The sequence below is a fragment of the Ruegeria atlantica genome (genome assembly GCF_947495585.1).
Lineage (GTDB): Bacteria > Pseudomonadota > Alphaproteobacteria > Rhodobacterales > Rhodobacteraceae > Ruegeria > Ruegeria atlantica_G.
In genome coordinates, this window is record NZ_CANLZK010000009.1 from 109,730 (window position 1) to 135,023 (window position 25,294).

Genomic DNA, 25,294 nt, shown 5'->3' on the forward strand with positions numbered 1-25,294 from the left:
TTGGGTGTCACTTTTTGCCCGGTGTGCCGTCGAACTTTTTCTCAAGCGACGTCCAGCAGTCGATGTAATCATCCTGCAACGGGGCTTCGTTGGCTGCAAATGGTGTCAGATGCTGCGGGAAACGGGTTTCGAACATGAAGGACATCGTGTTGTCCAGCTTGTCTGGCCCGAGGTTCGCGTTTGATGCTTTTTCAAACGCTTCCCGATCCGGGCCATGCGGCAGCATCATGTTGTGCAGGCTCATGCCGCCCGGAACAAACCCCTGCGGTTTGGCATCATACTGGCCGTAAATGTTGCCCATCAGCTCGGACATGATGTTCTTGTGAAACCAGGGCGGGCGGAACGTATCCTCGGCCACCATCCAGCGTTCGCGGAACAGCACAAAATCGATGTTTGCCGTGCCCGGTTGCCCCGAGGGCGCGGTGAGGACAGTAAAGATCGACGGATCGGGATGGTCGAATAGAATTGCACCGACCGGACAGTAGGTGCGCAGGTCATATTTGTAGGGCGCGTAGTTCCCGTGCCACGCCACCACGTCCAGCGGGCTTTGGCCGATCTTTGTGGTATGGAACTGCCCGCACCATTTGACCGTCACGGTCGAAGGCACCTCGCGGTCTTCAAACGCCGCCACCGGAGCCTTGAAATCGCGTGGATTGGCCATGCAATTGGCCCCAATTGGACCGCGGCCGGGCAATTCGAACTTCTGGCCGTAGTTCTCGCAGACAAATCCGCGCGCCGGGCCTTCCAGCACCTCGACACGGTACACCAGGCCACGGGGGAGAATGGCGATTTCCTTGGGTTCCAGATCAATGGTTCCAAGTTCAGTCGCGAACCGCAGGCGACCTTCCTGTGGCACCACTAACATTTCGGAATCGGCCGAGAAGAAATAGTCATCCTCCATAGAGTCGGTGACCAGATAGATGTGGCTGGCCATTCCCACCTGCGTGTTCACATCCCCCGCCGTTGTCATGGTGCGCATACCGGTGAGCCATGTCAGCCTCTCATCGGAATGAGGCACTGCGTCCCAGCGGTATTGGCCAAGGCTGATCACGTCCGGGTCAACGCACGGCGCGGATTTCCAGAGCGGCAGGTCGATTTTTTCGTAACGGTGCGAATGCTTGACCGACGGGCGAATGCGATAGCACCACGTGCGCTCGGGCGGATTGGCTGTAAAGGCCGTGCCGCTAAGCTGTTCACCATAAAGGCCGTAATTGCAGCGCTGCGGGCTGTTCATGCCCTGCGGCAGCGCCCCGGGCAGGGCCTCGGTCTCGAAGTCGTTTCCAAAGCCGGGCATATAACCCGCATGCGTGCCAACGGGCGTGCCGGCTTGCGTCATTTTGTGCGGATCCGTCGGATGGTTCATCCTGTATTCCTCCAATTGCTGCTTGTCGAGTAATAGTTGATTTTGTAACTAACAAGCATGACTCAGGACAAATCTGCCAAAAAAGATGACTTTGATCTGCAGGAATTCCTGCCGTATCTGCTGAACCGTGCAGCCGAAGAAAGTTCGCTGGAGTTTCAGCAGGTCTATAAGGACCGTTACGGAATGCTTCGCACCGAATGGCGCGTCTTGTTTCATCTGGGAAATTACGGCGAGATGACTGCGAAAGAAATAGGTGAGCGCGCCAAAATTCACAAAACCAAGGTCAGCCGTGCAGTTTCGAAATTGGAACAGCGCCGATACTTAGCCCGTAATCGCGACACATCCGACCGCCGGGTTGAACAATTGACGCTGACATCCGCAGGTCAGACGGTTTACAGGGATTTGCGCCTGGTGGCCGAAGCCTATGATACAAAGCTTGCCGGCCTGTTTTCCCGGGACGAAGCAGAACTGTTGCGAAAAATGCTTCGGCGTCTGGCGCATATGAATTGACCACTGGTAATTTACTGCCTCAATTCCCAGATGAAGCCCAGAACAAAAATGGGACAAAACATGACGACCTTGGATGCCGATACGGCAAAATCAAGCGATCTGATCAACTGGCTGGTGGCGCGCGGGCTTGAGGGTGTCGAAAAAGAAGAACTGCTGGAAGAGTACTGCAATCGCCTGGTGGAACTGGGCGTTCCGCTGATGCGATTTCACGCGGCCCAGTCGACCCTGCACCCGATTTATGGCGGAACCGGCTATAGCTGGTATCACGGCCAGGGCGGGGAATATCAAAAGTTCGAATACTCTGAACAGCCCAGCGATCAATGGCGTGCTAGCCCTCTGTTTGCTGTTCTGAACGAAGGCGAAAGCGTTGTGCACGAACGGTTGGTGGATCAGAACGAACCCAGCCGATTTCCCTTGCTGAATGAGCTGCGCGAACATGGTGCCACTGAATATTACGCGACCGGTGTGTCCTTTGACATTCCGACTCACAATCAGCCGAAGGACGCCAAAAAGGCGGTGAACGGTGTATTGTTGTCCTGGACGTCAAACGCGCCCGAGGGCTTCAAGGACAGCGATCTGGCGTTGATCAATACAGCCCTGCCGCATCTCGGGTTGGCTTTGAAGTCGGCAAACAACCAGCGGATATCAAAGGACCTAATGCGCGTCTATTTGGGTCGTGATGCCGGTCGGCGCGTTTTGTCCGGCGAGATCAGGCGCGGGTCGCTTCAGCAGATCGATGCAGTGATCTGGAATTTTGACCTTGAGGGGTTCACCAGCCTGTCCGAAGAGCTGCCGGGTGATGCGCTTATTGAGATGCTAAACGAGTATCTGGCCGCTGCGATAGACGTGGTCCACAAATGCGATGGAAGCATCCTCAAGTTCATGGGCGACGGGCTAATGGCCATGTTCGATGTGGGCGAGATCGATGCGGACGCGCGTGCGGCACTGGCGGCCGTCGGCGAATTGGAGACATCGATGGCGAAACTGAACGCGCAACGTTCCGCCGATGGCCTGCCTGTGTCGAACTATACGCTGGCGCTGCATGCAGGTGAGATTCTGTACGGCAATATTGGCTCTGAGAACCGCCTGGACTTCACCGTCATCGGCCCGACCGTCAACCAGACCGCGCGGATTGCCGGAATGCACCGGTCGCTAGGGCAACGGATCCTGATCTCGGACGATGTGGCAAAGGCTGCACGACCTGCCGCGTCAGAGCTGGTCTCTGTCGGTCGCTATATGCTGCGTGGAGTGCCGGAACCGAAAGAACTGTTTACGGTTTACAAGGCAAATGACGCACGGGATTGAGTTTGCGTTTCGTGGCCGAAATTAATTGCGGCTTGGGCCTATCCATTTGTGAACAGGCCCAAGCAATGGTTTCTGGCTCAGACGTGATCGTCCTTAACCAACGCGCCGCGCCCGTGGCCGGCCATACCGCCAGAGACTTCTTCTGTCGCCTCATCAGCGAGTGTCTCTGGCAGGATCAGGTTAAGCACAATAGCGATGAACGCTGCTGGAAGGATGCCTGACGCGCCCAGAACCCGCAGGGTGTCGGGCAGGTGCTGCAGCGCATTTGCCGAACCGGGCGCCACGTTCATGACTTCGAGTTGAAGCCCCAGGCCAATCGAAAGCGAAACCGCAAAGATCACCATGTTGCGACGGTTCCACACAACATCCGACAACATGGATACGCCTGCGGCGACAACCATGCCGAACATGACTATGACGCCGCCGCCCAGCACTTCGATCGGAACCGTTCGGATCAATCCGCCGACCTTGGGCACCAGACCGCACACAATCAGGAAAATGGCACCAATGGTGACCACGTGGCGGCTCATGACACCGGTCATAGCGATCAGACCGACATTCTGGCTGAACGAGGTGTTCGGGAAGCCGCCAAAGACACCAGCAATGGCAGAGCCGAAACCGTCGGCATATGTGGCGCCCTGTATCTCTTTGTCGGTGGCCTCACGACCTGCGCCACCTTTGGTGATCCCCGAGACATCGCCGACCGTTTCGACAGCGGACACAAAGGCCATGAGGCAGAAACCGATTACTGCGGCGAACGAGAACTCGAAGCCGTATTTGAAAGGCTGCGGCAGTGCGAAAGCCGCAGAGCGTTCCCACGAGCCTGAGATCACTTCGACAGGCAGCTTCCCAACCAGCAGGCAATAAACATAGCCCACCAAAATACCGGCCAGGACAGCCGATACGGAAAGCATGCCACGCGCAAAGAACTTCAGCCCCAGCGTGACAAACACAACGATCAGCGCGGGTGTCCAGCTGGACAACGAGCCATAGCTTTCAGCACCTGAAGCCTTGGCTGGAACACCTCCCGCAGCGTATTCGATACCGACCTTCACCAGCGCAAGACCGATCATCGTCACAACCAATCCGGTGACCAAGGGCGGTAGTGCAAAGCGTATCCTGCCGATTACCGTGCCCAACAGGGCGTGAAACAATCCACCGATAATCACGCCCCCAAACAGGGCAGCAAGACCGTCCACGCCTTTTCCGGCAACCAGTGGGATCATGATCGGAATAAAGGCAAAGGATGTGCCCTGTACTATCGGAAGCGCCGCGCCAACTGGGCCAAGTGTTACCGTTTGCAACAGCGTGGCAACGCCAGCAAAAAGCATCGACATCTGGATCAGATATAACAACTCGGGAAAGTCCGGGCTGTTTGAGCCAAAGCCAAAACCTGCCGCGCCGGCAACGATAATCGCCGGGGTAACGTTCGACACGAACATTGCAAGAACGTGCTGTATCCCCAGCGGTACGGCCCGGTAAATGGCTGGAAAATAGTTTGGATCCCGAAGTTGCTCCGGCGTTCCAATGGATGAATCGGTCATGGCTGTCCTCCCGTCAACGCGCGATTTGGCGTCCTGTCCCTTGATAACCCGGTGTGGAATTCACATCCTGATCCATTCAAAGTTGTCTATTATTAGATCAGGTGGAAAGTGGTGATTATCAAAAATACCAAAAAGGTGCTTTGGGTAGTTGTATTTTTGATAAAGAAACAAATGGCGGGTCAGAGTCAGCCTTAATGCGTCGCTGAAGCTTCAGGCTGCCGGTATTGTCAAAACTAGCTACCCAAAAGGGCAGGGGCACACACCCGATCTACGATTTTAGCGAGGTATGGTAGCGCTGGAACGTCCAGACGGGGGCGTTAAAAGTCGATCTCAACACCCGGCAGGTTCAGCTCTTTCATCATGTCGCGCAGCTCTTGCCGTGCAGCGATGTTCGAAATGTTCAACTGTTTGACCCCGATATCCTTGAGGTCCAGCAAGGTCAGGCCGCGCGGGAACAGCTCGCGGAAGATAACCCGTTCGGAAAAGCCCGAGGCGACGCGGAAGCCGATGCGCTGGGACAGCATCTCAATCGCGCGCTGCATCTTTTCCTTGTTGACCATGCGCTGAGTGCCGACGCGGTTGCGGACTACCACCCAGTCGATGGGCTTTAGTCCCGCCTGAGCGCGCAATTGGCGCGCATTCCAGACCATTTCCGAATAGACAGAAGGGCCCAGGATCTTCTCACCTTTCGAGTCGATCCGTGCAAGCAGGTCAAAGTCGATAAAGCTGTCATTCAGTGGCGTGATCAGGGTGTCGGCCAGCGAATGTGCGACCTGGCTAAGGCGTGTGTGCGATCCGGGGCAATCGATCAGGATGAAATCACTATCGCTTTCCAGCTTGGACACTGCGGCGGACAAGCGGTGGTCATAGATATTCTCGCCGGGCTTCAGCTTGGATGCATCAATCTCGGGCAAGTCATGATGTCGGGGGCTGGGGAGGGTCAGGTCCGAGTTATTCAGAAAGTTGCCGCGGTTTTCGAAGTACCGGCCAAGACTGCGCTGCCGAAGATCAAGGTCCAGTGTGCTGACTTTGTGACCCAAGCGCGCCAGCGCTGTAGCGACATGCATCGACACGGTCGATTTGCCTGCGCCGCCCTTCTCGTTCCCCACTACGATAATATGTGCCATGCTTGTATTCCCACGTCCCGCCGTGCTTACCCACACGTTGTTGCCGACCACTATATGTTGTGGAAGCCGGGAAGGGAAGAACCCCAAGCCCCCTAGCAGGGCAATAACAGGCTCTAATTTGGAAAACTCAACCGGCTGTGTCGGTTAGGACGCGTGCTTGTCAAAACGGACCGGCTGTTTCACAGTTCAAATCAGGGTTTTGCAACAGGGGAACCGGTTGGACCATCTGTTTTTGAATGTTCTGAACGTGGTTCTGCCGGTGCTGATCTGCGCCGGGGTCGGCTATGCCCTTGCCGTGATCAAGGCACCGTTCGACAACAAAGTCATCGGTGGAATCGTCTCGCGCGTTGGATACCCGGCGCTGATCATCTCGCATCTGTCCACGACCCAAATTGCGGTTGGCACCTTTCTGGACGTCATGACGGCCGCAGCGCTGGCCATTTCTGGGTTCGGAGTGTTGGGGTTTCTGGCACTGAAGGCCATGCGCCTGCCGGTTCGGGCCTTTTTGACGCCGCTGATGCATGGGAACGTGGGAAATATCGGGCTGCCTATCGCCTTGCTTGCGTTGGGTGATGCGGGAATGGCCTATACGATGGGATTTGTCGTGGTTGTGTTGATTAGCATTTTCACCATCGGCATGTGGATTCCGGCGGGTGAGTTTTCGCCCAGAAAGCTCGTCACGTCCCCGATCATTTATGCAGTGATCCTGTCTCTGGTTCTTATGGCGAGCGGATCAAGCTTGCCTCAACCGCTGGAAAAATCCTTCGACATTCTTGGGGGGCTGTCGATCCCACTGATGCTGCTGACATTGGGCCATACGCTGGCGACGTTGCGGATCAAAAGCCTGTGCCGGGCGGTGCTGTTGACCGTTCTGCATCTGGTCATGGCGATTGCAATCGCCAGCGCTTTGGTATGGGTTTTTGGTTTCACCGGGGCTGAGCGTGGCGCGGTGATCCTGTGTTGCCTGATGCCGTCCTCGGTTGCGACTTACCTGTTCATTGACCAGCACGTGCCGGAATACGGGCCGGATGTTGCTGGTTTCATTCTTGTGTCGACGCTGACCACGATCATCGTCCTGCCGGTGGCTCTGTCCTACTGGATCTAAAGCCGACCCTATGCCTAGCGACAAAAATCGCTAAACTGCTGATTAATTGCATTTAAGAACAATGAGTTTTGGGTGGATTTATGACCGACAAGACGCCTTCTGACCCAACGCACGAGGGGGGTGCCCGCGTTGTGCTGGCGATGACGGCCATTTGCATGATGGTTGTTGGGTTTAACACAACGGCCGTCGCGACCATTCTGCCGAACCTCAAGGCCGAGTTCGATTTGACGCCGTCTGGTCTGCAATGGGTGATGGCAACCTACACCGTGGCCAGCGCCACGCTGGTCACAATCGTCAGCCGGTTGGGCGATATCACCGGCAAGATGGGCGTGTTCTTCGCTGGTATGATTGTCTTTGGCATTGGGTCCGCCTCGGTCCTGGTTGCGCAAGACGGAGTCATGCTGCTGTTTGGGCGCGGCGCGCAGGGCGCGGGGGCTGCGGCCCTGTTTGGCACGTCTCTGTCACTGCTGACCGCCGCCACACCCGAAGAGCAGCGCGCAGGTGTTACCGGCGCATGGGGCGCAATTGTCGGTCTTGCCATTGGCGTCGGGCCGATCGTCGGGGGGGCCTTTGCCCACTATATCAGCTGGCGCGCGGTGTTTGCGACCGATCTGGTGTTGCTGGTGTTCGCCTTCCTTATTGGACTGCATGTCAGCCGACGCGGGTACGTGCCGGACACGCGTCAAGCCGGCGCCAAGTTTGATTATCCGGGCGCTTTTGCGTTGCTGTTGTTCCTTGGCCCGCTGTCCTTTGCGCTCAGCAATGGGGAAAGCAGCGGGTGGGCAACGCCGATGACATTGATGCCGCTGGGAGTCGCAGCAGTGGCGACAATCATCCTTGTGATCGTGTCCCGCCGCAGCGACGATCCATTGATCGAGCTGCGATACTTCAAGCATCCCCGCTATTTCATGGCCGCCGTTGGCATGTTCTTCACCGGCTTCACGCTGTTCTGTTTCTTTGTGTACTTCAACACGTTCGTTCAATCCCCGGATGCCTTCGGATATTCGCCCATCGGCGCAGGTTTGGCGATTATGCCGCTTAGCCTCAGCATGTTCGTGATCTCGGTCACCGCACCCCGGTTTCTGGCGCCCTACAGCTTTCAATGGCCTATCGCGATCGGCTTGGGGGCGATGGCTTGTGGGTTCTTGCTGTTGATGAAAACTTCGAACTCCACCCTATATCCCGAGATCTGGTGGAAGCTGTTGATCGTCGGCATTGGATTAGGTATCTGTTTTTCACTTTTACCCCGGCTCGGTCTGCGAGTGTTGCCAGAAGAGCATGTGGGGCAGGGGTCCGGGGTGATTAACGCCTGCCTGTATTTTGGCGCGACACTGGGCGCCGTAGTCGGAGGCTTGGCCGAAGCGATAACGACCCGCAGAGGTATTTCCGAAGTCATGAATGCTTTGCCCGCCGGGTCCGCCCAGCGAGATGATCTGGCCCATGCCCTAACCCATGGGACGCCGAGTCAAATCCAACAACTAATCGCTAAAATGGATCCTGAAACTAGCAGCGCTTTGGCCAAGGCCCTTAGGGACTTGCAGGACAACGCCTTCGACAGCGCGATGCTTGTTGCGGCGGTGGCGGCTCTAGTCGGGATGGCTTTGGCGCTGATGTTGCTTAGGGGCCCGGTTCCGCCCGTACACAGCGCAGCCGAGCTGACGCGTGCGAAGAGTTGAGTTCGCTTCAACTGTTGACAATTCTTCTACTGGAAATCCGGCTGTGATAGTAGGTCTCCATGGTTGAGTTTGCGCTACTCTCTCAAAAAACCCTGCGCCCTTTGGCGGCATTGTCTGTGCGCGAAAATCAGGCAGGGTTTGTCGCGACAAATCTAATGACGATGGCGCAGTCGATTTTCGAACCGGGGTCAGAAATCTATGGCATTTGGGATGGCGGCGATGCGGTGGGATTGCTTGCCATTATCGACATGGCACATCCCGATGCAGAATTGGATGACGAGGATGACCCGGATGGCGTCTATATCTGGCGGCTGATGGTCGATAAATATCGTCAGGGCCGGGGCTATGGAATGGCCGCATTGGATTTTGCGAAATCCGTGGCTTTGAAAAAGGGCCGCTCTAACCTGGTGATCAGCGTCGTCGACGAACCCGGCAGTGCGCTGCCGCTTTATCAATCGTTCGGGTTTGCGCCGACTGGCCGGCTTGTCGATGGTGAGGTCGAATTGATCATGCGGCTGGCTTAGCCACTTGTTTTTGGCAACGTTCTACGCACAAAAAAGGCCGCCCCGGTGGGCGGCCTTTCGCATCTCAAACGGGACAGGATTAGAAGCCCAGACCTTCGTATTTCTTCTTGAACTTCGACACACGGCCGCCAGCGTCCAACAGGCGCGACGAACCACCGGTCCATGCAGGGTGCACAGAGGGGTCGATTTCCAGAGCCAGCTGATCGCCTTCGGCGCCCCAGGTGGATTTCATCTGAACTACGGTGCCATCGGTCATTTTGACGTCGATGACGTGATAATCGGGATGGATGTCTTTTTTCATCTTTCCGTTCCTTACGCTTCGGCGCCAGCCTTGGGCTTGTAGTTGGTGACTTCTGCGATACGCGCGGATTTACCACGGCGCGAGCGCAGATAGTACAATTTGGCGCGACGAACGCGGCCACGGCGGACAACGGTGATGCTGTCGATGTTGGTCGAATACAGCGGGAACACACGCTCCACACCTTCGCCAAACGAAATTTTGCGAACGGTGAACGCACCGGCGATGGTGTTGCCGCCTTTTCGGGCGATGCAGACGCCTTCGTAGTTCTGTACACGGGTGCGCGACCCTTCGGTCACTTTAAAGCCGACACGGATGGTGTCACCGGCTTTGAAATCGGGGATGTCTTTCCCCAGGGCGGCAATCTGTTCCGCCTCAAGCTGTGCGATCAGGTCCATCGCATTTCTCCTATCTGCTCGTGGTTGGTCCACGAAGTTGAGCACGGCCTGAGAGCTCTTGGTCTTCACCGGGTCCTGCGTACAGCCCGCCAGAGGTCAGATCGAATATTCCTTTGGTCCGGTCCGCCCTGCCGCGCCGTGGCCGAAGAAAGCCGGGCGTCACGCCATGATGCAAACCAAAACACCGGAGTCGCATGTCGCGGCACCGGATTGCGCTGCTTTACGGGCTTTGTGGGCAGGGATCAAGTCTGAATCGCAAGAATGGTCAGGGCCAGATGGTAAGATTTCGCCACCGGCCAACAACACCGTTGCCTTGTCAGGCAGATCAGGCATTCTAGAGGGAATTATAAGAGCAGAAATTTGGAACAGGAACATACCATGCGTACAGCATTGATGCTGGCTGTTATGGCCTTCGCGACCCTGTCCTGCGGTCGCAGCAGCCCGCCGCCCCAACAGGTCGAACCAAAGGCATTTCTGAGCACCACGTCGCCCTCGGTCATTTTTCCAAGCTTTGGGGATGCCAAGCCGCACGAGTGGGAAGGCCGGCATCCGGGGCACTATCCGGTTCACGGGCTCGATGTTTCGCGATGGCAGGGTCCGATTGACTGGCGCAGGGCCAAGTCCTCCGGTGTCAGTTTCGTATTCATCAAGGCGACCGAGGGGGGGGACGTAGCCGACCCTTTGTTTGATGATCACCGGCGCGGCGCGCAAGCCGCCGGTGTTCCATGGGGGGCTTATCACTATTACTATTTTTGCCGACCGGCGCATGAGCAGGCAAAATGGTTCATCGAGAACGTGCCCCGAGGTGCCGACCTGCCGCATGTGCTGGATATGGAATGGACGCCACATTCCAAGACCTGCACCATCAGACCCGATGGCGCCACCGTCCGGTCCGAGGCGAAGCGGTTCCTTGATATCCTGGAACGCCACTATGGCCGCCGCCCGATCGTCTATACGACTGTGGATTTCTACGGTGACACCGATATCGCCCGCCTGCCCAAGACGGAATTCTGGCTGCGGTCGGTCGCCGGGCACCCGCGCAACGTTTACCCCAAGGCCGCGTGGCGGTTTTGGCAGTATACGGGCACGGGTTTGGTCCCTGGCGTTCAAGGGAAAGTGGACATCAACACATTCAACGGCCCGCCTGAGATATGGGCCAGATGGAAGGCTGGCGGTTAATCGTCTTTGCGTGTTTTCTGATAGCTGTCCCACAGATCAGGGCGTCGCTTGCGGGTGATCTCTTCAGACATCTGGTGACGCCATTCGGCAATGCGCCCGTGATGACCAGACATCAGAATGTCGGGGATCGGGCGGCCTTTCCAATCTGCGGGTCGGGTGTATTGCGGGTGCTCTAAAAGACCCGAGGAAAAGCTTTCGTCTTCGGTTGAGGCCTGGTTGCCCAATACGCCGGGAATCAACCGCACAGTTGAGTCAATCAGCGCCTGTGCCGCAATTTCGCCTCCGGTCATCACGAAATCACCAAGGCTGACTTCCTGAACGCCGTAATGCTCCAACACGCGTTCATCGACGCCTTCGAACCGACCGCAGAGCAAGGTCATGCCGTCGCAGCGGGCGAGATTTTGCATCATAGGTTGATCCATGCGGCGACCGCGCGGGCTGAGGTAGATCAATGGCCAGTTTCCTTGCACGACAGCCATTGTGTGTTCGATTGCCTCGCCCAGAACGTCTGCACGCAACACCATACCCGCGCCGCCGCCAGCCGGCGTGTCGTCGACATTGCGATGTTTGCCAACGCCGAACTGGCGCAGATCCACGGTCTCTAACTGCCACAGCCCTTCTTGCAGGGCTTTGCCCGTCAGGCTTTCGCCGAGAACGCCGGGAAAGGCGGAAGGGAACAGGGTGATGATTTTCGCCTTCCAGACACCGTGCAGATCAGGGGTCGGAGTCATCAATTCACGCGGCTTCAGCGTGGGTCGGATTGCCTTGCGTCCATGAGATTTGCTTGGCTTGTCTGTCATATTGTGCCGACCATCGCGTTCTTTGCCCGCTCTACTACCAACGCTTTTTGCCGGGTCAGTTCCGCTTCGTCCAGATGGGATCGGTTCAGCGTCAGCAATTCGGCTAGCACGCTTTCCGGCAGCCTGCTGTTGGACTTTGTGGGCGGCACTAAAAGCTGCGCTTTTTCCCTAGGCAAGTTCAGGAATTCGGCAAATGGCGTACCGGGGCCAAAGCGTCGCAAATGCGTCTCTTCCAGCCACTCTTCGGTCACGGTGACCGACGGCAGTTTCTTGCGAATGTCCGAGACCGTTTCCTCGAGCGGGGGCAAGTGATCCATGTTCGCGCGGAAGGTTTCGAATTCCTGGACCTCGCGGGTTCTCTGAAGATCGTGCGCCCAAAGGCTGCGCAACCACGCTCCGCGCTGGCGCAGGGACAGGTAGATCGTTATATCGACCTCCTGATCCTCGAACCGATCGCGGACGGCGTCCACCAGACAAGCGGCCAGATCCGGTGCGGCAGCATATCCCTGTTCGATATTGCGGCTGGGTCGCAGGCCGCTGAAATTCTCTTCACTGACGATCAGGCCGCGTTTCGTGCCGAAGTTTCGCGTGGCCAGATACTCTCGGGTCTGCGAGCTGAATTCGGACAGCGTTCCTACGGTTCCATAGATGGAATGTCGGGTCGCGGCACCTGACAGCCCAAATTTGCGCGTCTTGTAAGGCAGCAACAGCGCGAAATGTGGCCAGATCAACTCGCGGTTTTCATACAAAAACGACTGTGCTGCGGTGGTTCCGGTCTTGTGTAGCCCCAGATGCAGCAGAACGCGTCGCATCAGATCAGGCCCTCGGGCGGGTCTGCGATGATGCGACCTTTGTCCAGATCCACGGTCGGAACAACCTCAAGCGTGAATGGCAGCAAAACAGTGCCTTTCAGCCCCGGTCCGTGAAGTTCCAGCAGATCTGCAGCGCCGTGGTTTTGCACCGACTTCACACGACCCAGCAGCGTTCCGCCGGTGTCATAGACCTCAAGCTCGATCAGGTCGGTGTGATAGAATTCATCATCAGGCAATGATGGCAGCTGATCACGCCGCGCGAACAGGCGGAGGCCGTTGATAGCGTCTGCCTGTTCCTTGGTCTCGATCCCACCCAAACGCGCCGCAAAGCCGTTTTTGATTGGGCGGGTCAGCACCAGCGGATAGCGTTCCTTGCCGTCCTCGTCAGTTAAGGGCGAATAGGTCTCAATATCCTCAGGGATGGCGCAAAAACTCTTTAGCCGCACTTCGCCGCGCACGCCGTAAGACCCCGCAACGCTGCCCACGCAGATCAGATCAGTCATTTGGCTCTTCCGTCGTTACACATAATCCGTCCTGCCAGTCTCCAAGCGGGGCTCATGCCTCGCGTTGGTTATTGCGCTCAAAGAACACGCCCACAATAAAAGCGATCAGCAACAGGATGGGAAGCCGTATCAGTCCGAACATCTGGCTTTACCGCGTTTCGATATGCAACCGGGCGCTGCGCTGTTCCCAGCCGGCACGCTCAAGTTCGGGTCTTTCAGACATTTCTTCCGGCCAGCCCACACAATAGTAGCCGACCAGAGACCAATCGTCAGGCACAGCCAGATCGCGTTTCATCTGTTCTGGGTCAAGGATTGAGACCCAGCCCAGACCCAATCCCTCGGCCCGCAAGGCGAGCCAGAACAAGGTGATCGCGGCGACGACAGAATAGCGGCGCATCTCGGGCATTGTGCCCGCGCCCAGCCCCAGACCTTTGCTGGTCGTCTCGTCCGAGAATACAGCCAGCTGAACAGGCGCTTCCTGCATGCCGGACAGCTTCAGGCGGCTGTATTTCAATGCCTTGTCGCCCGAATACCCTGCAAGGGCCTTTTCATTGGCGTTTTGGAAATTCTCCAGCGCTGCGGCACGCGCCGCTACGCTTTCGACGCGAATGACGCGCCAGGGTTCGCTCAGCCCCACGGAAGGGGCCAGACGAAATGTGTCGAGGCAGCGCGTCAGCACCGCCTCGTCCACGGGATCGGTGCGAAACCGGCGCACATCGCGCCGGAGCCGCATCAACAGTTCAAACTGCGTGCGAAAATCGTCGGTGAAATCCTGATCCTGCACGCGCTGACCTGCTTACTCTTCTGCCGCTGCTTCTTCAGCCGGAGCAGCAGCTGCCTCGGCGGCTTCAGCAACCTTTGCAGCTTTCTCTTCTGCGCGTTCCTGAGCTTTCTTGCCCGGGGTACCCTTGTTGGGGTTGTTGCGCTCGGCCTTGTTAAGGGTGCCGGCAGCTTCCAGCATGCGTGCAATACGGTCGGTGGGTTGTGCGCCCTGATCCAGCCAGTACTGAATGCGCTCCATGTTCATTTTTACGCGCTCTTCGCTGTCTTTCGGCAGCAGCGGGTTGTATGTGCCCAGCTTTTCGATGAAGCGGCCATCGCGGGGCATACGGCTGTCAGCCGCTACGATGCGATAGAAAGGACGCTTTTTTGAGCCGCCGCGGGCGAGACGAATTTTCATTGCCATGGTGGTATCTCCTTTGAATGGCGTATCCGGTGATTCACCGGTTTAGTTCTGGTGTTTCTTGTGGTGTCGGATGACTTCCTGAATGATGAAGTTCAGGAAAGCCTTGGCGAAATCTGGGTCCAGATGGGCCTTGTCCGCCAGGTCTTCTAACCGTGCGATCTGCGCGGACTCGCGCGAGGGATCGGACGGGGGAAGGTCGTGTTCGGCCTTGAGCTTGCCAACGGCCTGGGTGTGCTTGAACCGCTCGCCCAGAGTGTAGACGAGGATCGCGTCCAGCCGGTCGATGCTTTCGCGATGCTCTTTCAGCAACGTCGCAGCCCGAGTCACAGGGTTGTTCATTGGCCGGTCCTTTCGGTGGTCAAAGCGGTGTCAGAGAATTCGAGCTTCGGGTGCCGCCAAACCTGACAGCGATGACCCACAACCTCGCCCTCGCGTTCATAGGTGGCGCCAAGACGTTCGGCCAACGCGCGCGAGCGGTTGTTTTCATGGGCGATGTACGAAATCGGGCCATTCACCCCCTGGTGTTGGGCGGCATAGGCGCGGGCAGCCATCGCGGCCTCGAATGCAATTCCTTTGCCTTCGAAACCATCAAAAATGACCCAGCCCAATTCGGGCTCATCCCAGCCCGGCGCGTTGATGATGCCGGTCCAGCCTGCAAAGGCGCCGCTGGCCTTTTCGACGATGTGCCAACCACCGTAACCCATAATGGCCCAATGCCCGAACCGGCCCAAAAGGGAACGCCATGCTTCCAGTGGCGTTTTTGGGCCACCGACCATGCGGCTGCGGTCCGACGCGAAGAAGGTTGTCATCGCGGGCAGGTCACCTTCTTGTGGTGCCCGCAGGATCAGGTTTTTTGTTTCAACGGTGGGGATGGTGTACGACGTCATGCGTAGGCCTCGATCCCGCCATTCACCAGATCGGTCGGGGCAGGGTGCCGCCAGACTTGCATCGTACCAAAAGCCGGATGTTCGAAAGTGTAATCGAACTGGGCACCCAGACGTTCGGCCACGGCCTTGCTGCCCAGATTCTCCGGGTCGATCAGCGAAATTGCCGTTTCCCAACCCAGTACATCATAGGCATACGCGCGCGCGGCCAGCGCGGCCTCGGTCGCGTAACCTTTACCAGTTGCGTTATTCATCAATGTCCAGCCGATTTCAGGTTCGGGCCAGCTGTGCGGGCACCACAGGCCGACGTGGCCGACATAGGAGCCTGTGTCCTTTTCCTCGACGCCCCAGAACCCGTAGCCGCGCATGGCCCAATGACCCAGCAGCATTGCAATGGCGCGCCATGTTTCATCAGGGCGCAGGGGGCCGCCGACGAATTTCGATGCATGGCTGGCAAAGAACTCGGCCTCGGCTTCCAAGTCCGCTTCGCTAGGGGCCCGCATGATCAGGCGTTCGGTTTCCAACCTGGGGATCGACGGTGTCATGCCTGCACCTCGCCATAGCGCCAGACACGCTGATCTGCGTCAAAGGCGCTCTCGGCCGCTGCGTCCCGGGATGCGCCAAGGCGTTGCGCCAACGCATTCGAACGCGTGTTCGACCGCGAGACATAACTGACGAACTGGCCCGATCCGAGCAGGTCGAAACCGAAGTCACGTACGGCAGTGCAGGCCTCAGTCGCGTAGCCTTGCTTGCGGTGTTCGGCGCTGAACATATAGCCAAGCTCGGGTTCGCGGTCATCCCATTCCAGCCCCAGCAAAACGAAACCAGCGATCTGATCATCGTTCTTCAGGGTCACCGTGAACAGGCCATGCCCATGCAGAAGCCACCCGGAGGTATAGTAGGAAAACTCGGTCCAAGCCTCCTGTTCGGAACTGCCAAAGGTCTCGCCGCAAACTGTGGTCCAATCAGGCAAGTCATCCAGAGTGGGTGCACGCAGAACCAGCCGCCGGGTCTGAATGACCGGCAGGGCCGCGCGATATTGCGCTGCTGCCATCGCCGCCTTTCCGGACGGGGGCTGGGTGCAGCGTGCTTGTGTCACTTTTTCTTTCCGAAACCGCTCAGACCCGGGGGCAGGGCCATGCCGCCACCCATTCCAGGCATACCGGGCATCTTGCCGCCCATCGCTTTGGCCGCCTGTTCCAGCGCCTTGGGGTCCATGCCTGCGGCCATGTCTTCGGGGCTGGGGCCACCTTTACCGAACATACCTTTCATGGCCTGTTTCAGCATCTTGCCTTTGCCCATTTTGCCCATCTTCTTCATCATGTCCGACATCTGCCGGTGCATCTTGAGCAGCTTGTTGAGGTCACTGACCTCCATCCCAGAACCGGCTGCGATCCGTTTTTTGCGGCTGGCTTGCAGCAGTTGCGGGTTGGCACGCTCGCGTTTGGTCATGGACTGGATCAGGGCGATCTGGCGCTTGAGCACCTTGTCGTCCATGCCCGCCTCTTCGACTTGCTTGGCCATCTTGCCCATGCCGGGCATCATGCCCATCATGCCCTGCATGCCGCCCATCTGGATCATCTGCTCCAGCTGCATCTTCAGGTCGTTCATGTTGAACTGACCTTTGACCATGCGCTTCATCATGCGCTCGGTCTGTTCCATCTCCATCGTTTCCTGGGCTTTTTCGACCAGGGCTACGATGTCGCCCATGCCCAGAATGCGACCGGCGATCCGGTCCGGCTCGAAGGTTTCGAGCGCGTCCATCTTCTCGCCCAGGCCGACAAAGCGGATGGGTTTGCCGGTGACTGCGCGCATCGATAGCGCCGCACCGCCGCGCCCGTCACCGTCCATTCGGGTCAGGACGACGCCCGAGATTCCTACCTTGGCGTCGAACTCCTCGGCGACCTCAACGGCGACCTGACCTGTCAGGCCATCGACCACCAGCAGGGTCTCGCGCGGGTCAACAACGTTACGAACCTGCTCGACCTCGTTCATCAGCACTTCGTCGATGTGCAAACGGCCAGCAGTATCCAGCATATAGACGTCATAGCCACCCAGCGTCGCCTGTTGCTTGGCACGTTTGGCGATGTCGACGGGTTTCTGGCCAGGAACGATCGGCAGGGTATCGACTCCGACCTGCGTGCCCAGAACCGCCAGCTGATCCATAGCTGCCGGGCGATAGACGTCGAGCGAGGCCATAAGGACCTTCTTGCCCTCTTTCTCTTTCAGGCGCTTCGCCAGCTTACCGGTCGTGGTCGTTTTACCTGAGCCCTGCAGGCCGACCATCAGGATCGGAGCAGGCGGGTTATCGATTTTCAGAGCGCCGGGGTCTTCCTCGCCGCGCAGGGTGTCCACCATCGCGTCGTGCACGATCTTGACGACCTGCTGTCCGGGGGTGATTGATTTGGTCACCGCCTGACCGGTGGCCTGATCCTGCACTTTCTTGACGAATTCACGTGCAACCGGCAGCGAGACGTCAGCCTCAAGTAAGGCCACGCGCACTTCGCGCAGGGCGGTTTTGACGTCCTCTTCGGACAGGGCACCCTGTTTGGTCAGCCGGTCAAAGACGCCAGAGAGGCGTTCGGATAGATTTTCAAACATGCCTTCGGCCTCCTTAGCCGGTTATCTGATGGCAGTTCCAAGGTAGGAAGCGCCGGTTAAATGCACAATTGCCCCCACGGGCGTGACACGCTGGTGGGGGGCGATCCCTGAACGACTCAAGGGACCGGAAGATCAGACGCTTCCGGATGTTTGACGGCGATTTAGGCCGATTGGCTGTCCGAGTCAACCTCTCGCGCGGGAAGCCAGTTGTTGACCGCATCAACCATCCGCTGTGCGCCGCGCCCGCTGACATAGGCTTCGACGATCGGGTGACGACCAGCACTCATGCCTTTTTCAAGGATCAGAACGGGCCGATGCATCTTGGACGTGGTCCTGTCGCGGGTCGAGGTGGTGGTTTCCACCTCGGCATGGGACAGGTTCGACAACTCATGTTCTACTGCGTCATATCCAAAGATCGATTGGCGACGGATCAAGATACTATTGCTGTTGCGGTCCAATATGACCTGTACGCGGCGCACAAAGACGCAGAATGCGCCAAAGCCCAACCCGCCACCGAACAGCGCACAGAAGATGCCGAACAATATGCCCTCGCCACCCTCGCTGACCATGAACAAACCAGCCCCAACAAAACAGAGGATAAAGAGTACCAGCGTGATGCCGATGAACCATGGCGTGTTGGTCAGGATCAGTTGGTCCGGGGTGCTGCGCGTGACTTTCATGGCGGCACGCTAGCATCGATTTTTAGGCCTGTCGTGGCTTGAATCTGTCAGCGCATTGCGCGATGAGCGCCTCAAACGAGGAGGTTCCCATGGACGCGTCATCCACTTTTCAAGACACGTTGCCGATCAGTTCAGACGCGCTGTTGCAGCGGTTGGGTGACTGGGGGCTGAGCTATCGTCTGCACACGCATATTCCCCTGCGCACGGTTGAGGATGCCAAAGGCGTTGAAGAGCAATTCCTGGTAACGGGCGAAAACTCCCTGCGCCTCAAGAACCTGTACCTGCGCGACAAGAAAAAGCGGAACTATCTGGTGACGCTCGAACAAAGCCGCGAGATTGACCTCAAGGCGCTGGGCACAGAGCTGGGGATCGGTAATCTGTCCTTTGGATCAGCGGAGCGGTTGTTTCAGAACCTCGGTATCCGTCCCGGCGCGGTCAGTCCGCTGGCCATGATCAACGGTGTGCAAAACGATGTGCGGTTCTTCATGGACGCCACCGCGCAATCGACGGACATCATCTATATGCATCCTCTGGTAAATGACCGGACCGTCGCCATGACACGAGATGGCCTGATGGCATTCTTCGATCAGGTCGAATGCGCGGTCACCTGGCTGCCGTGATCAATCGCTCAGCGCCTCTTTGAGGGCAGCGGCGACATGGGCAGCGGACGGGTTGACGAACAGGCGGCCGTCAGCCTCAAAAACAGGGTCATCCAGGTGGTCGGGAAAGGCCAGTGGCAGTTCGGTGCACGCCAGCAAGATCGCAGTTCCAGGCTTTGCGTGCTTGTCGCAGAAAGATAGTAAACGAGCGCGCGCCGTGGCTGATGCGCCGCCGTAGAAGTCACTGTCGATCATAGCCTGCATCTCGGCAATTTCCGTTTCGGGCAAGCGATCATTTGCAGTGATCCCTTCAGCGGCCAATCGGTCTGAATAATTGCTGGCCTGCATGGTCACTGTCGTTCCCAGAACCAGGGCTGTGGACGCCTTGGCAGATGCCGTGGCCTCAGCCGTCGCATCGAAAATGCTGAGAATGGGCATGGTTATACCCTGCCGGATCGCATGCAGCCGCGCGTGCGGAGTGTTCGAGGCGATGATGCCAAAGTCGCAGCCCGCGTTTTCAAGCATTAACAGCGCCTCGCGAAACACCGCGTCGAACTCGGACCAACTGGCCTCGTCCCCGGCGGTTCCCCGTAGGGCGCGGGTTTTGGCTTGTGTCACGGATTCGATTGTCATGGGGGGGATTGGAAGGGGCGAGCCGTAGCCGCGATTGGCAAAGTGCCTGCTGGCCCCTTCTGCGATCGCTCGGTAATAATCCACGGTCGAGGCCCAGCCCACACCGCCCAGAATGCCGATTTTCTTCATGATGAACGCCCAGTCTGCAAATCTCGCTTAAGGCAGACTGGACGTTTCACAAGACAAAGGCCAGAGGTGGATCAGGCGGCGAGTTGAGTTACCGCTTTTTGGGCATTCGCCAACGCGGCGTCCGCATCCAGCGCCATCTTGTCAGCCGCAATCACGTCGACGTCATGGATGCCGATGAACCCTAGAACGTGCTTGGCATAGTTGGTGGCAAAGTCGATCTCGGACCCTACCTCGGTGCCGCCGGACGCGATTGCCAGCACGGCGCGCTTACCTTCCAGCAGGCCTTTGGGGCCAGTTTCCGAATAGGCAAAGGTCAGACCCACGCGGGCGACAAGGTCAATCCAGGCCTTGAAGGCCGCAGGCACCGAGAAATTGTAGATCGGCAGCCCAATAACAATGGTGTCGGCGTTTTGCAGCTCGCTTACCAACTCGTCGGACAGGGCCAGCAGATCACCTTGAACCTCGTCACGCTGATCGGCGGGGGTGAAGTTGGCGTTGATCCAGTCTTCGGTAAGCAGGGGCAGGGGGCTGGCAAGATCGCGGCGGATGATGCGCCCGGCGCCAAGATGCCCGATAATCTGGCCGGAAAGGTCGCGGGTAGCGGATCCGGTGCGGCGCGCCGAGGCGTCGATATGCAGGATGGTCTTGGTCATGTCAGGGTTTCCTTTTTGGCGGGGTAACTGTTTCCGGTTCCAATATGAGTGTTGCGTCAGCGAACGAAACGCGGATATACCAACAGGTATTGTTGGAATTTGCACAGTGGGCTTGAGCATGGATAATTGGGACGAAGTCAAAACCGCCTATCAGGTCGCTCGGATGGGCACTGTCAGCGGCGCGGCCGAAATCTTGGGCGTGCACCATGCCACCGTGATCCGCCATATCGACGCGATCGAGGCGCGGCTGGGCGTCAAACTGTTTCAGCGCCACGCCCGAGGCTATACCCCAACCGACGCCGGAGAGGACCTTCTGCGCGTGGCTCAGGCCACCGAAGATCAGTTCAATCAGTTGGTGGGCCGAATGAAAGGGCGTGGCGATGATGTGTCGGGCGAATTGGTTGTGACGTCTCTGGCCTCGCTGGCGCCCTTGGTCGTTCCTGCCCTGTCCGAGTTCCAATCAATGCATCCGGGCCTGATCGTGCGTTACCTCACCGGGGACCGCCTGTTCCGCCTAGAATACGGCGAGGCGCATGTGGCCATCCGTGCGGGTGCCGCCCCGGACCAACCCGACAATGTTGTGCAGCCGTTTATCGAACAGGAGGTCGGCTTGTTTGCCAGCAAGTCATATATCGAGCGCCGAGGCAAACCAGCGAGCATTGACGAATTTGCAGACCACTTGTTTGTCGGCACGGACGATGAAAACAGCCGCGCTCCGTTTTCCAAATGGTTGCGTGCCACTGTCCCGGCCGAGGCCATCGCGTTCCGCTGTACCAACAATTTCTGTTTGCGCGAGGCAGTTCTGGCCGGGGCCGGGATTGGTTTCATGGCACGATGGGAGGCATCGCGCGATCCGGAACTGGTCGAAGTTATTGAGCCATTGCCCGAATGGTTCGGCAAACTTTGGCTGGTGACCCATGTCGATCTGCATCGCACGACCAAAGTGCAGGCATTCCTATCGTTCCTTAAGAAAGAGTCCAAAGGTTGGCTCTCGTGACACCGCAGGAGCGTGGTCATTTGGCAATGATCACATTCACTCTGCTGGTGGCAGGCAGCTTCTCGCTGGGGTCCATCGTGGCCAATCAGATTGCGCCGTTGGCGATTACAGCCGGGCGGTTTCTGATTGCGGCCGTCATCATCGGCATTGCCGCGTTAGCCACCACCGGTTTGCCGCGCAGCGCTGCGCAAGCGCCGTGGCGATACGCCGTTTTGGGCGGGCTGTTTGCCACTTACTTTGTTCTTATGTTTTACGGCCTAAAAACCGCCGACCCGGTCAGCACATCCGCGGTATTCACCCTGACGCCGGTCATGTCTGCGGTCGCCGGATGGGTTCTGCTGCGCCAGATCACCACTCCGCGCATGGCTTTTGCCTTGACGGTGGGGGCAACCGGAGCTTTATGGGTTATCTTTCGCGCCGATTGGCAGTCCTTTCGCGCCTTCGAGATCGGTGGCGGAGAGATCATCTTTTTCTGGGGCTGCATGGCGCATGCAATCTACACGCCGATGGTGCGCAAACTGAACCGGGGCGAGCCCGCAGTAGTCTTTACATTTGGAACACTGGTTGCTGGTTGCGTGATCCTGACGGTGGTCGGCTGGTCAGACATCCGTGCAACCGATTGGGCGAACCTGCCGCTGATCGTCTGGGTCAGTCTGCTGTATCTTTCTATCTTCGCAACGGCCTCCAGTTTCGTTCTGGTCCAGTTTGCAGCGCTACGCCTGCCGTCGGCCAAGGTTATGGCCTATACTTATCTGATCCCCAGCTGGGTGATCCTGTGGGAGATCGCGCTTGGGCGGCCTACGCCAACCGTCATGGTGCTGGTCGGTGTCGTTTTAACCGCGATCGCGCTGGTTCTGCTGCTCAAAAGCGAAGAGCAACCTGCGAAAGACACTGCGCCGGTCTCGGAATGACCCTTGCCATTTGGCCGTAATCTAACAACCCTCGGGTCTGATGAACCATCCCGGAGGGAATGATGAAGCAAGCTATTCTATTTGTCGTCGGTGCGATGTTATCCGCCTGTACGCAAGGAGGGGGGCAGGGGTCGTCGGAGACCGACCTTCAAGGCAGTTGTGAGGCACTCGTGTCGGCTGAGACAGGTGTTCAGGCCGCTGACGTCAACGCGGTTTCGACCGAGTCCGTGCCGACTGGAACAATCACAACAATTGAGGTCACTGGCGCTCAGGCACCGTGGTTGTGTCTTGCGGATGCAACGGGTGTGATCATCGGCGTCGAGTATAGTCAGGAAGGCTAGCTGGGAACCGGCCAAATCGAATGAAATGGTCGGAGTCATCTACATGAGACAGATCAAAGTACTCTATTCCTGAGCCCGCTAACATCGGCGGCAGGAGGAAGATGCCATGTTTAGTCACATTATGATCCCGGTCGATATTCATCTGCCGCCGGAAATTCGCAAAGCTCTGGATGTCGCGGCGCAAATGGCGAGATGGCAAAACGCCCGGATCACGATCGTGAGCGTGACCGGAACCCAGCCAGGCGACGTCACGCATTCAGATGCGGAGATCAGCACCGAGCTGCAAGCCATTGTGGATCAACTTACTGAGCAGAGTGGCTCCGAGGTTTCAGCGCGCAACATCCACTCGGTAGATGTAGCTGCAGAGGTCGACGGTGATTTGACCCGCGCCGCTGAAGAGATTGGGGCCGACCTAATCGTCGTTGGGACGCACGCACCGCGCATCACGGACCACATCTTTTCCAGCCATGCCGGATATCTGGCCAAGCACGCCAAAGTATCGGTGTTTGTAGTTAGATAGATCTAGGGATCGTCTGTTGCGGGCAGTTCGACTTCCAAAAATCGTTCAAACGCATCCAGATTGACCGGTTCGAACTGACCGAACCCCTGCATCCAGACGGATGCCGCGCGCAGCGCATCCGGTTCCAGCTTACACCACTTCACCCGCCCGCGCTTTTCCTGGCTGATCAACCCGGCCTTGGTCAGGATGATCAGATGTTTCGAGATCGCGGCCAGCGACATCTCGAACGGGTCGGCGACGTCGGTGACGGCCATGTCATCCTCAAGCAGCATCGCAAGGATGGCGCGGCGGGTCGGGTCGGCGAGGGCCGCGAAAACGGTATCGAGGTCATTGGACATGCTATCGCTCAATCACAGCGCCCGGTTTTGGTCAACCATTTGGTTGAATATACGAATTGAGTGATTTTTACGCGCGCCGATGGATCGGGACATTTTAATTGTGCCTCAATTGCATGAATAAATTGCATAAAACCAATTGCTTAACCTGCGGTAAGTCGGACATTTAACACCGTTGACTCTGTGCCTTGCGCCCCTTAGCACCCTACCCAAGACTGTGCGAGGGAATTGCCCGTGACCGATGATGACCAAAAGCAGCGTATGGCGCAGCTGGAGGCCAAGATCACAGCGGCGAAAAAGGCCAAAGCGCCAAAACCTCGTGCGGATGCTGACGTGTCCGGGGGCGAGCTTGCCTGGAGGATGGTCATCGAAATGGTTTCCGGTCTTGGGATCGGATTTGGCATCGGATACGGGCTGGACAGCCTGCTCGGGACAATCCCGATCTTCCTGGTGCTGTTCACATTGCTGGGCCTTGTCGCGGGCGTGAAGGTTATGCTCCGCAGCGCGAAAGAGGTTCAGGAGAAACAAGCGGCTGCTGAGGCGGCCGATAAGGACGAGAGGGACTGAACGTGGCAACTGAGACCACCGCAGCAGAAGGCAGCAGCCTGGTTTTCCATCCGATGGATCAGTTCATCGTTAAACCGCTTTTCGGTGACGGTGCGATTGCGTGGTACACGCCGACCAACGTGACACTGTGGTTGTTTCTGGCTATTGCGGCGATCTTTGCCCTGCTGGTTCTCAGCACCTCGAAACGTGCCATTGTTCCGACCCGGATGCAGTCTGTTGCTGAGTTGGCCTATGGCTTCATCTACAAGATGCTGGAAGACATTTGCGGCAAAGAAGGCGTGAAGTACTTCCCCTATGTCATGACCCTGTTCATGTTCATCGTCTGCGCGAACTTCCTGGGCATGTTGCCCATGTCTTTCACCACCACATCGCATTTCGCCGTGACCATCCCGCTGGCGCTGGCTGTGTTCCTGACCGTAACCGTTCTGGGTTTCGTCAAGAACGGCGCAAGCTTCCTGGGTCTGTTCTGGGTGTCCAGCGCACCGCTGGCACTGCGCCCTGTCCTGGCGATCATCGAGCTGATCTCGTACTTCGTGCGTCCGGTCAGCCACTCCATTCGTCTTGCCGGTAACGTCATGGCAGGCCACGCGGTTATCAAGGTTTTCGCAGGCTTTGCCGCGATTGCCGTGATCTCACCGGTGTCCGTTCTGGCGATCACCGCAATGTACGGCCTCGAGGTCCTCGTGTCCTTTATTCAGGCCTACGTATTCACCATTCTGACCTGTGTTTACCTGAAAGATGCGCTGCATCCTTCGCACTAAGGTCCGATACCCAAACATCGAAACTTCCAATTCGTAAGGAGAAACATCATGGAAGGCGATCTCGCACACATCGGCGCAGGCCTGGCAGCTATCGGTTCCGGCGCAGCCGCAATCGGGGTGGGCAACGTAGCAGGCAACTTCCTGGCCGGCGCCCTGCGCAACCCTTCGGCGGCTGCTTCGCAGACCGCAACCCTGTTCATCGGTATCGCATTCGCAGAAGCCCTGGGGATCTTTGCATTCCTGGTCTCGCTGCTGCTGATGTTCGCCGTCTAATCTGCGGAACCTGATCCTTACGCGCAGGTGGGTCCAAGCCATAGCGGCCCACCTGTTGTAAAGACAACGTTCCGACGGAG

The 25,294-nt window shown here is 57.8% G+C and carries 33 protein-coding genes; 14 read left to right on the forward strand and 19 right to left on the reverse strand.

Features of this window, described 5'->3' with window-relative positions; genetic code table 11:
• Positions 1–7 precede the first annotated feature (7 nt).
• Entirely contained in the window at positions 8–1,363 is a 1,356-nt protein-coding gene (gene hmgA, locus QMP16_RS15710; protein ID WP_282153140.1) for a homogentisate 1,2-dioxygenase, read from the reverse strand.
• A gap of 57 nt (positions 1,364–1,420) precedes the next feature.
• Between hmgA and QMP16_RS15715 the strand changes: the two genes are divergently transcribed.
• Positions 1,421–1,873, forward strand: a complete 453-nt coding sequence (locus QMP16_RS15715) for a MarR family winged helix-turn-helix transcriptional regulator (protein ID WP_282153141.1) — start codon at positions 1,421–1,423, stop codon at positions 1,871–1,873.
• Between the two features lie 60 nt (positions 1,874–1,933).
• On the forward strand, positions 1,934–3,178 hold the full coding sequence (locus QMP16_RS15720; RefSeq protein ID WP_282153142.1) for an adenylate/guanylate cyclase domain-containing protein: 1,245 nt from the start codon (positions 1,934–1,936) through the stop codon (positions 3,176–3,178).
• Positions 3,179–3,255: 77 nt separating this feature from the next.
• On the opposite strand, the gene QMP16_RS15725 is transcribed toward QMP16_RS15720, so the two are convergent.
• The gene (locus QMP16_RS15725; protein WP_282153143.1) at positions 3,256–4,722 is read right to left on the reverse strand and encodes a uracil-xanthine permease family protein; all 1,467 of its coding nucleotides are present in this window, start codon (positions 4,720–4,722) and stop codon (positions 3,256–3,258) included.
• A gap of 317 nt (positions 4,723–5,039) precedes the next feature.
• Positions 5,040–5,849, reverse strand: a complete 810-nt coding sequence (locus tag QMP16_RS15730; RefSeq protein ID WP_282153144.1) for a division plane positioning ATPase MipZ — start codon at positions 5,847–5,849, stop codon at positions 5,040–5,042.
• Positions 5,850–6,066: 217 nt separating this feature from the next.
• Between QMP16_RS15730 and QMP16_RS15735 the strand changes: the two genes are divergently transcribed.
• The 3 genes from QMP16_RS15735 (at position 6,067) to QMP16_RS15745 (ending at position 9,154) form a co-directional block, all read left to right on the forward strand.
• Positions 6,067–6,954 carry an AEC family transporter gene (locus QMP16_RS15735; protein WP_282153145.1) on the forward strand — a complete coding sequence of 296 codons (888 nt, stop codon included), beginning with the start codon at positions 6,067–6,069 and terminating at the stop codon, positions 6,952–6,954.
• An 80-nt stretch (positions 6,955–7,034) separates the two neighbouring features.
• Entirely contained in the window at positions 7,035–8,630 is a 1,596-nt protein-coding gene (locus QMP16_RS15740; protein WP_282153146.1) for an MFS transporter, read from the forward strand.
• Positions 8,631–8,689: 59 nt separating this feature from the next.
• Positions 8,690–9,154 (forward strand): GNAT family N-acetyltransferase, encoded by a 465-nt coding sequence (locus QMP16_RS15745; protein ID WP_282153147.1) that lies wholly within the window; start codon positions 8,690–8,692, stop codon positions 9,152–9,154.
• A 79-nt stretch (positions 9,155–9,233) separates the two neighbouring features.
• On the opposite strand, the gene rpmE is transcribed toward QMP16_RS15745, so the two are convergent.
• Positions 9,234–9,455: a 50S ribosomal protein L31 gene (gene rpmE / locus QMP16_RS15750; RefSeq protein WP_010437577.1), complete on the reverse strand. Its 222-nt coding sequence runs from the start codon at positions 9,453–9,455 to the stop codon at positions 9,234–9,236.
• Between the two features lie 11 nt (positions 9,456–9,466).
• Positions 9,467–9,850: a 50S ribosomal protein L19 gene (gene rplS / locus QMP16_RS15755; RefSeq protein WP_058273331.1), complete on the reverse strand. Its 384-nt coding sequence runs from the start codon at positions 9,848–9,850 to the stop codon at positions 9,467–9,469.
• 378 nt (positions 9,851–10,228) lie between these two features.
• On the opposite strand from rplS, the gene QMP16_RS15760 reads away from it, so the two are divergent.
• The gene (locus tag QMP16_RS15760; RefSeq protein WP_282153148.1) at positions 10,229–11,029 is read left to right on the forward strand and encodes a glycoside hydrolase family 25 protein; all 801 of its coding nucleotides are present in this window, start codon (positions 10,229–10,231) and stop codon (positions 11,027–11,029) included.
• Here QMP16_RS15760 and trmD read toward each other — a convergent pair.
• The 11 genes from trmD to QMP16_RS15815 all read right to left on the reverse strand — a co-directional run bounded on the left by trmD (position 11,026) and on the right by QMP16_RS15815 (position 18,495).
• A complete protein-coding gene (gene trmD, locus QMP16_RS15765) occupies positions 11,026–11,829 on the reverse strand; it encodes a tRNA (guanosine(37)-N1)-methyltransferase TrmD (RefSeq protein ID WP_282153149.1) in 804 nt (267 codons plus the stop codon). The genes QMP16_RS15760 and trmD overlap by 4 nt on opposite strands.
• Positions 11,826–12,641: a hypothetical protein gene (locus tag QMP16_RS15770; RefSeq protein WP_282153150.1), complete on the reverse strand. Its 816-nt coding sequence runs from the start codon at positions 12,639–12,641 to the stop codon at positions 11,826–11,828. The genes trmD and QMP16_RS15770 overlap by 4 nt, the downstream gene beginning before the upstream one ends.
• Positions 12,641–13,144: a ribosome maturation factor RimM gene (gene rimM / locus QMP16_RS15775; protein ID WP_108861322.1), complete on the reverse strand. Its 504-nt coding sequence runs from the start codon at positions 13,142–13,144 to the stop codon at positions 12,641–12,643. The genes QMP16_RS15770 and rimM overlap by 1 nt, the downstream gene beginning before the upstream one ends.
• A gap of 148 nt (positions 13,145–13,292) precedes the next feature.
• Positions 13,293–13,928 carry a 5,6-dimethylbenzimidazole synthase gene (bluB, locus tag QMP16_RS15780; RefSeq protein ID WP_282153151.1) on the reverse strand — a complete coding sequence of 212 codons (636 nt, stop codon included), beginning with the start codon at positions 13,926–13,928 and terminating at the stop codon, positions 13,293–13,295.
• A gap of 12 nt (positions 13,929–13,940) precedes the next feature.
• Positions 13,941–14,330 (reverse strand): 30S ribosomal protein S16, encoded by a 390-nt coding sequence (rpsP, locus tag QMP16_RS15785; protein ID WP_058273326.1) that lies wholly within the window; start codon positions 14,328–14,330, stop codon positions 13,941–13,943.
• A gap of 42 nt (positions 14,331–14,372) precedes the next feature.
• Entirely contained in the window at positions 14,373–14,669 is a 297-nt protein-coding gene (locus QMP16_RS15790) for a chorismate mutase (RefSeq protein WP_058273325.1), read from the reverse strand.
• Positions 14,666–15,217 (reverse strand): GNAT family N-acetyltransferase, encoded by a 552-nt coding sequence (locus QMP16_RS15795; protein WP_282153152.1) that lies wholly within the window; start codon positions 15,215–15,217, stop codon positions 14,666–14,668. Before QMP16_RS15795 ends, QMP16_RS15790 begins: the two co-directional genes overlap by 4 nt.
• Entirely contained in the window at positions 15,214–15,759 is a 546-nt protein-coding gene (locus QMP16_RS15800; RefSeq protein ID WP_282153153.1) for a GNAT family N-acetyltransferase, read from the reverse strand. Before QMP16_RS15800 ends, QMP16_RS15795 begins: the two co-directional genes overlap by 4 nt.
• Entirely contained in the window at positions 15,756–16,313 is a 558-nt protein-coding gene (locus QMP16_RS15805) for a GNAT family N-acetyltransferase (RefSeq protein ID WP_282153154.1), read from the reverse strand. Before QMP16_RS15805 ends, QMP16_RS15800 begins: the two co-directional genes overlap by 4 nt.
• Entirely contained in the window at positions 16,310–17,815 is a 1,506-nt protein-coding gene (ffh, locus tag QMP16_RS15810; protein ID WP_282153155.1) for a signal recognition particle protein, read from the reverse strand. Before ffh ends, QMP16_RS15805 begins: the two co-directional genes overlap by 4 nt.
• A 161-nt stretch (positions 17,816–17,976) precedes the next feature.
• Complete coding sequence (locus QMP16_RS15815; RefSeq protein ID WP_282153156.1) at positions 17,977–18,495, reverse strand: hypothetical protein; 519 nt, start codon at positions 18,493–18,495, stop codon at positions 17,977–17,979.
• 89 nt (positions 18,496–18,584) lie between these two features.
• Here QMP16_RS15815 and QMP16_RS15820 point away from each other — a divergent pair, with 89 nt between their 5' ends.
• Complete coding sequence (locus QMP16_RS15820; RefSeq protein WP_282153157.1) at positions 18,585–19,115, forward strand: prolyl-tRNA synthetase associated domain-containing protein; 531 nt, start codon at positions 18,585–18,587, stop codon at positions 19,113–19,115.
• Here QMP16_RS15820 and QMP16_RS15825 read toward each other — a convergent pair whose 3' ends face one another.
• The gene (locus tag QMP16_RS15825) at positions 19,116–19,856 is read right to left on the reverse strand and encodes an aspartate/glutamate racemase family protein (RefSeq protein ID WP_282153158.1); all 741 of its coding nucleotides are present in this window, start codon (positions 19,854–19,856) and stop codon (positions 19,116–19,118) included.
• Positions 19,857–19,927: 71 nt separating this feature from the next.
• On the reverse strand, positions 19,928–20,509 hold the full coding sequence (locus tag QMP16_RS15830) for an FMN-dependent NADH-azoreductase (RefSeq protein WP_282153159.1): 582 nt from the start codon (positions 20,507–20,509) through the stop codon (positions 19,928–19,930).
• A 118-nt stretch (positions 20,510–20,627) separates the two neighbouring features.
• Between QMP16_RS15830 and QMP16_RS15835 the strand changes: the two genes are divergently transcribed.
• The 4 genes from QMP16_RS15835 to QMP16_RS15850 all read left to right on the forward strand — a co-directional run bounded on the left by QMP16_RS15835 (position 20,628) and on the right by QMP16_RS15850 (position 23,278).
• Positions 20,628–21,506, forward strand: coding sequence for a LysR family transcriptional regulator (locus tag QMP16_RS15835; protein WP_058273318.1), 879 nt, complete (start codon positions 20,628–20,630; stop codon positions 21,504–21,506).
• Positions 21,503–22,417: a DMT family transporter gene (locus tag QMP16_RS15840; protein ID WP_282153160.1), complete on the forward strand. Its 915-nt coding sequence runs from the start codon at positions 21,503–21,505 to the stop codon at positions 22,415–22,417. The genes QMP16_RS15835 and QMP16_RS15840 overlap by 4 nt, the downstream gene beginning before the upstream one ends.
• Positions 22,418–22,479: 62 nt before the next feature.
• Positions 22,480–22,758, forward strand: a complete 279-nt coding sequence (locus QMP16_RS15845) for a hypothetical protein (RefSeq protein ID WP_058278977.1) — start codon at positions 22,480–22,482, stop codon at positions 22,756–22,758.
• 106 nt (positions 22,759–22,864) lie between these two features.
• Positions 22,865–23,278, forward strand: a complete 414-nt coding sequence (locus QMP16_RS15850) for a universal stress protein (RefSeq protein WP_058273315.1) — start codon at positions 22,865–22,867, stop codon at positions 23,276–23,278.
• Positions 23,279–23,280: 2 nt separating this feature from the next.
• Here QMP16_RS15850 and QMP16_RS15855 read toward each other — a convergent pair whose 3' ends face one another.
• Positions 23,281–23,616, reverse strand: coding sequence for an ArsR/SmtB family transcription factor (locus QMP16_RS15855; protein ID WP_058273314.1), 336 nt, complete (start codon positions 23,614–23,616; stop codon positions 23,281–23,283).
• A 231-nt stretch (positions 23,617–23,847) separates the two neighbouring features.
• On the opposite strand from QMP16_RS15855, the gene QMP16_RS15860 reads away from it, so the two are divergent.
• The 3 genes from QMP16_RS15860 to QMP16_RS15870 are packed head-to-tail and all read left to right on the forward strand — an operon-like array spanning position 23,848 to position 25,214.
• The gene (locus tag QMP16_RS15860) at positions 23,848–24,180 is read left to right on the forward strand and encodes an AtpZ/AtpI family protein (protein ID WP_058273313.1); all 333 of its coding nucleotides are present in this window, start codon (positions 23,848–23,850) and stop codon (positions 24,178–24,180) included.
• Between the two features lie 2 nt (positions 24,181–24,182).
• Positions 24,183–24,941, forward strand: a complete 759-nt coding sequence (locus tag QMP16_RS15865) for a F0F1 ATP synthase subunit A (protein ID WP_058278975.1) — start codon at positions 24,183–24,185, stop codon at positions 24,939–24,941.
• Between the two features lie 48 nt (positions 24,942–24,989).
• Positions 24,990–25,214, forward strand: a complete 225-nt coding sequence (locus QMP16_RS15870) for a F0F1 ATP synthase subunit C (RefSeq protein ID WP_005981269.1) — start codon at positions 24,990–24,992, stop codon at positions 25,212–25,214.
• The last annotated feature ends 80 nt before the right edge of the window (positions 25,215–25,294 follow it).

Coding starts and splice junctions, on each gene's coding strand:
- hmgA (WP_282153140.1), bottom strand. CDS start 1,363: ATGAACCATCCGACGGATCCGCACAAAATGACGCAAGCCGGCACGCCC.
- QMP16_RS15715 (WP_282153141.1), top strand. CDS start 1,421: ATGACTCAGGACAAATCTGCCAAAAAAGATGACTTTGATCTGCAGGAA.
- QMP16_RS15720 (WP_282153142.1), top strand. CDS start 1,934: ATGACGACCTTGGATGCCGATACGGCAAAATCAAGCGATCTGATCAAC.
- QMP16_RS15725 (WP_282153143.1), bottom strand. CDS start 4,722: ATGACCGATTCATCCATTGGAACGCCGGAGCAACTTCGGGATCCAAAC.
- QMP16_RS15730 (WP_282153144.1), bottom strand. CDS start 5,849: ATGGCACATATTATCGTAGTGGGGAACGAGAAGGGCGGCGCAGGCAAA.
- QMP16_RS15740 (WP_282153146.1), top strand. CDS start 7,035: ATGACCGACAAGACGCCTTCTGACCCAACGCACGAGGGGGGTGCCCGC.
- QMP16_RS15745 (WP_282153147.1), top strand. CDS start 8,690: ATGGTTGAGTTTGCGCTACTCTCTCAAAAAACCCTGCGCCCTTTGGCG.
- rpmE (WP_010437577.1), bottom strand. CDS start 9,455: ATGAAAAAAGACATCCATCCCGATTATCACGTCATCGACGTCAAAATG.
- rplS (WP_058273331.1), bottom strand. CDS start 9,850: ATGGACCTGATCGCACAGCTTGAGGCGGAACAGATTGCCGCCCTGGGG.
- QMP16_RS15760 (WP_282153148.1), top strand. CDS start 10,229: ATGCGTACAGCATTGATGCTGGCTGTTATGGCCTTCGCGACCCTGTCC.
- trmD (WP_282153149.1), bottom strand. CDS start 11,829: ATGACAGACAAGCCAAGCAAATCTCATGGACGCAAGGCAATCCGACCC.
- QMP16_RS15770 (WP_282153150.1), bottom strand. CDS start 12,641: ATGCGACGCGTTCTGCTGCATCTGGGGCTACACAAGACCGGAACCACC.
- rimM (WP_108861322.1), bottom strand. CDS start 13,144: ATGACTGATCTGATCTGCGTGGGCAGCGTTGCGGGGTCTTACGGCGTG.
- rpsP (WP_058273326.1), bottom strand. CDS start 14,330: ATGGCAATGAAAATTCGTCTCGCCCGCGGCGGCTCAAAAAAGCGTCCT.
- QMP16_RS15790 (WP_058273325.1), bottom strand. CDS start 14,669: ATGAACAACCCTGTGACTCGGGCTGCGACGTTGCTGAAAGAGCATCGC.
- QMP16_RS15795 (WP_282153152.1), bottom strand. CDS start 15,217: ATGACGTCGTACACCATCCCCACCGTTGAAACAAAAAACCTGATCCTG.
- QMP16_RS15800 (WP_282153153.1), bottom strand. CDS start 15,759: ATGACACCGTCGATCCCCAGGTTGGAAACCGAACGCCTGATCATGCGG.
- ffh (WP_282153155.1), bottom strand. CDS start 17,815: ATGTTTGAAAATCTATCCGAACGCCTCTCTGGCGTCTTTGACCGGCTG.
- QMP16_RS15815 (WP_282153156.1), bottom strand. CDS start 18,495: ATGAAAGTCACGCGCAGCACCCCGGACCAACTGATCCTGACCAACACG.
- QMP16_RS15820 (WP_282153157.1), top strand. CDS start 18,585: ATGGACGCGTCATCCACTTTTCAAGACACGTTGCCGATCAGTTCAGAC.
- QMP16_RS15825 (WP_282153158.1), bottom strand. CDS start 19,856: ATGAAGAAAATCGGCATTCTGGGCGGTGTGGGCTGGGCCTCGACCGTG.
- QMP16_RS15830 (WP_282153159.1), bottom strand. CDS start 20,509: ATGACCAAGACCATCCTGCATATCGACGCCTCGGCGCGCCGCACCGGA.
- QMP16_RS15835 (WP_058273318.1), top strand. CDS start 20,628: ATGGATAATTGGGACGAAGTCAAAACCGCCTATCAGGTCGCTCGGATG.
- QMP16_RS15845 (WP_058278977.1), top strand. CDS start 22,480: ATGAAGCAAGCTATTCTATTTGTCGTCGGTGCGATGTTATCCGCCTGT.
- QMP16_RS15850 (WP_058273315.1), top strand. CDS start 22,865: ATGTTTAGTCACATTATGATCCCGGTCGATATTCATCTGCCGCCGGAA.
- QMP16_RS15855 (WP_058273314.1), bottom strand. CDS start 23,616: ATGTCCAATGACCTCGATACCGTTTTCGCGGCCCTCGCCGACCCGACC.
- QMP16_RS15870 (WP_005981269.1), top strand. CDS start 24,990: ATGGAAGGCGATCTCGCACACATCGGCGCAGGCCTGGCAGCTATCGGT.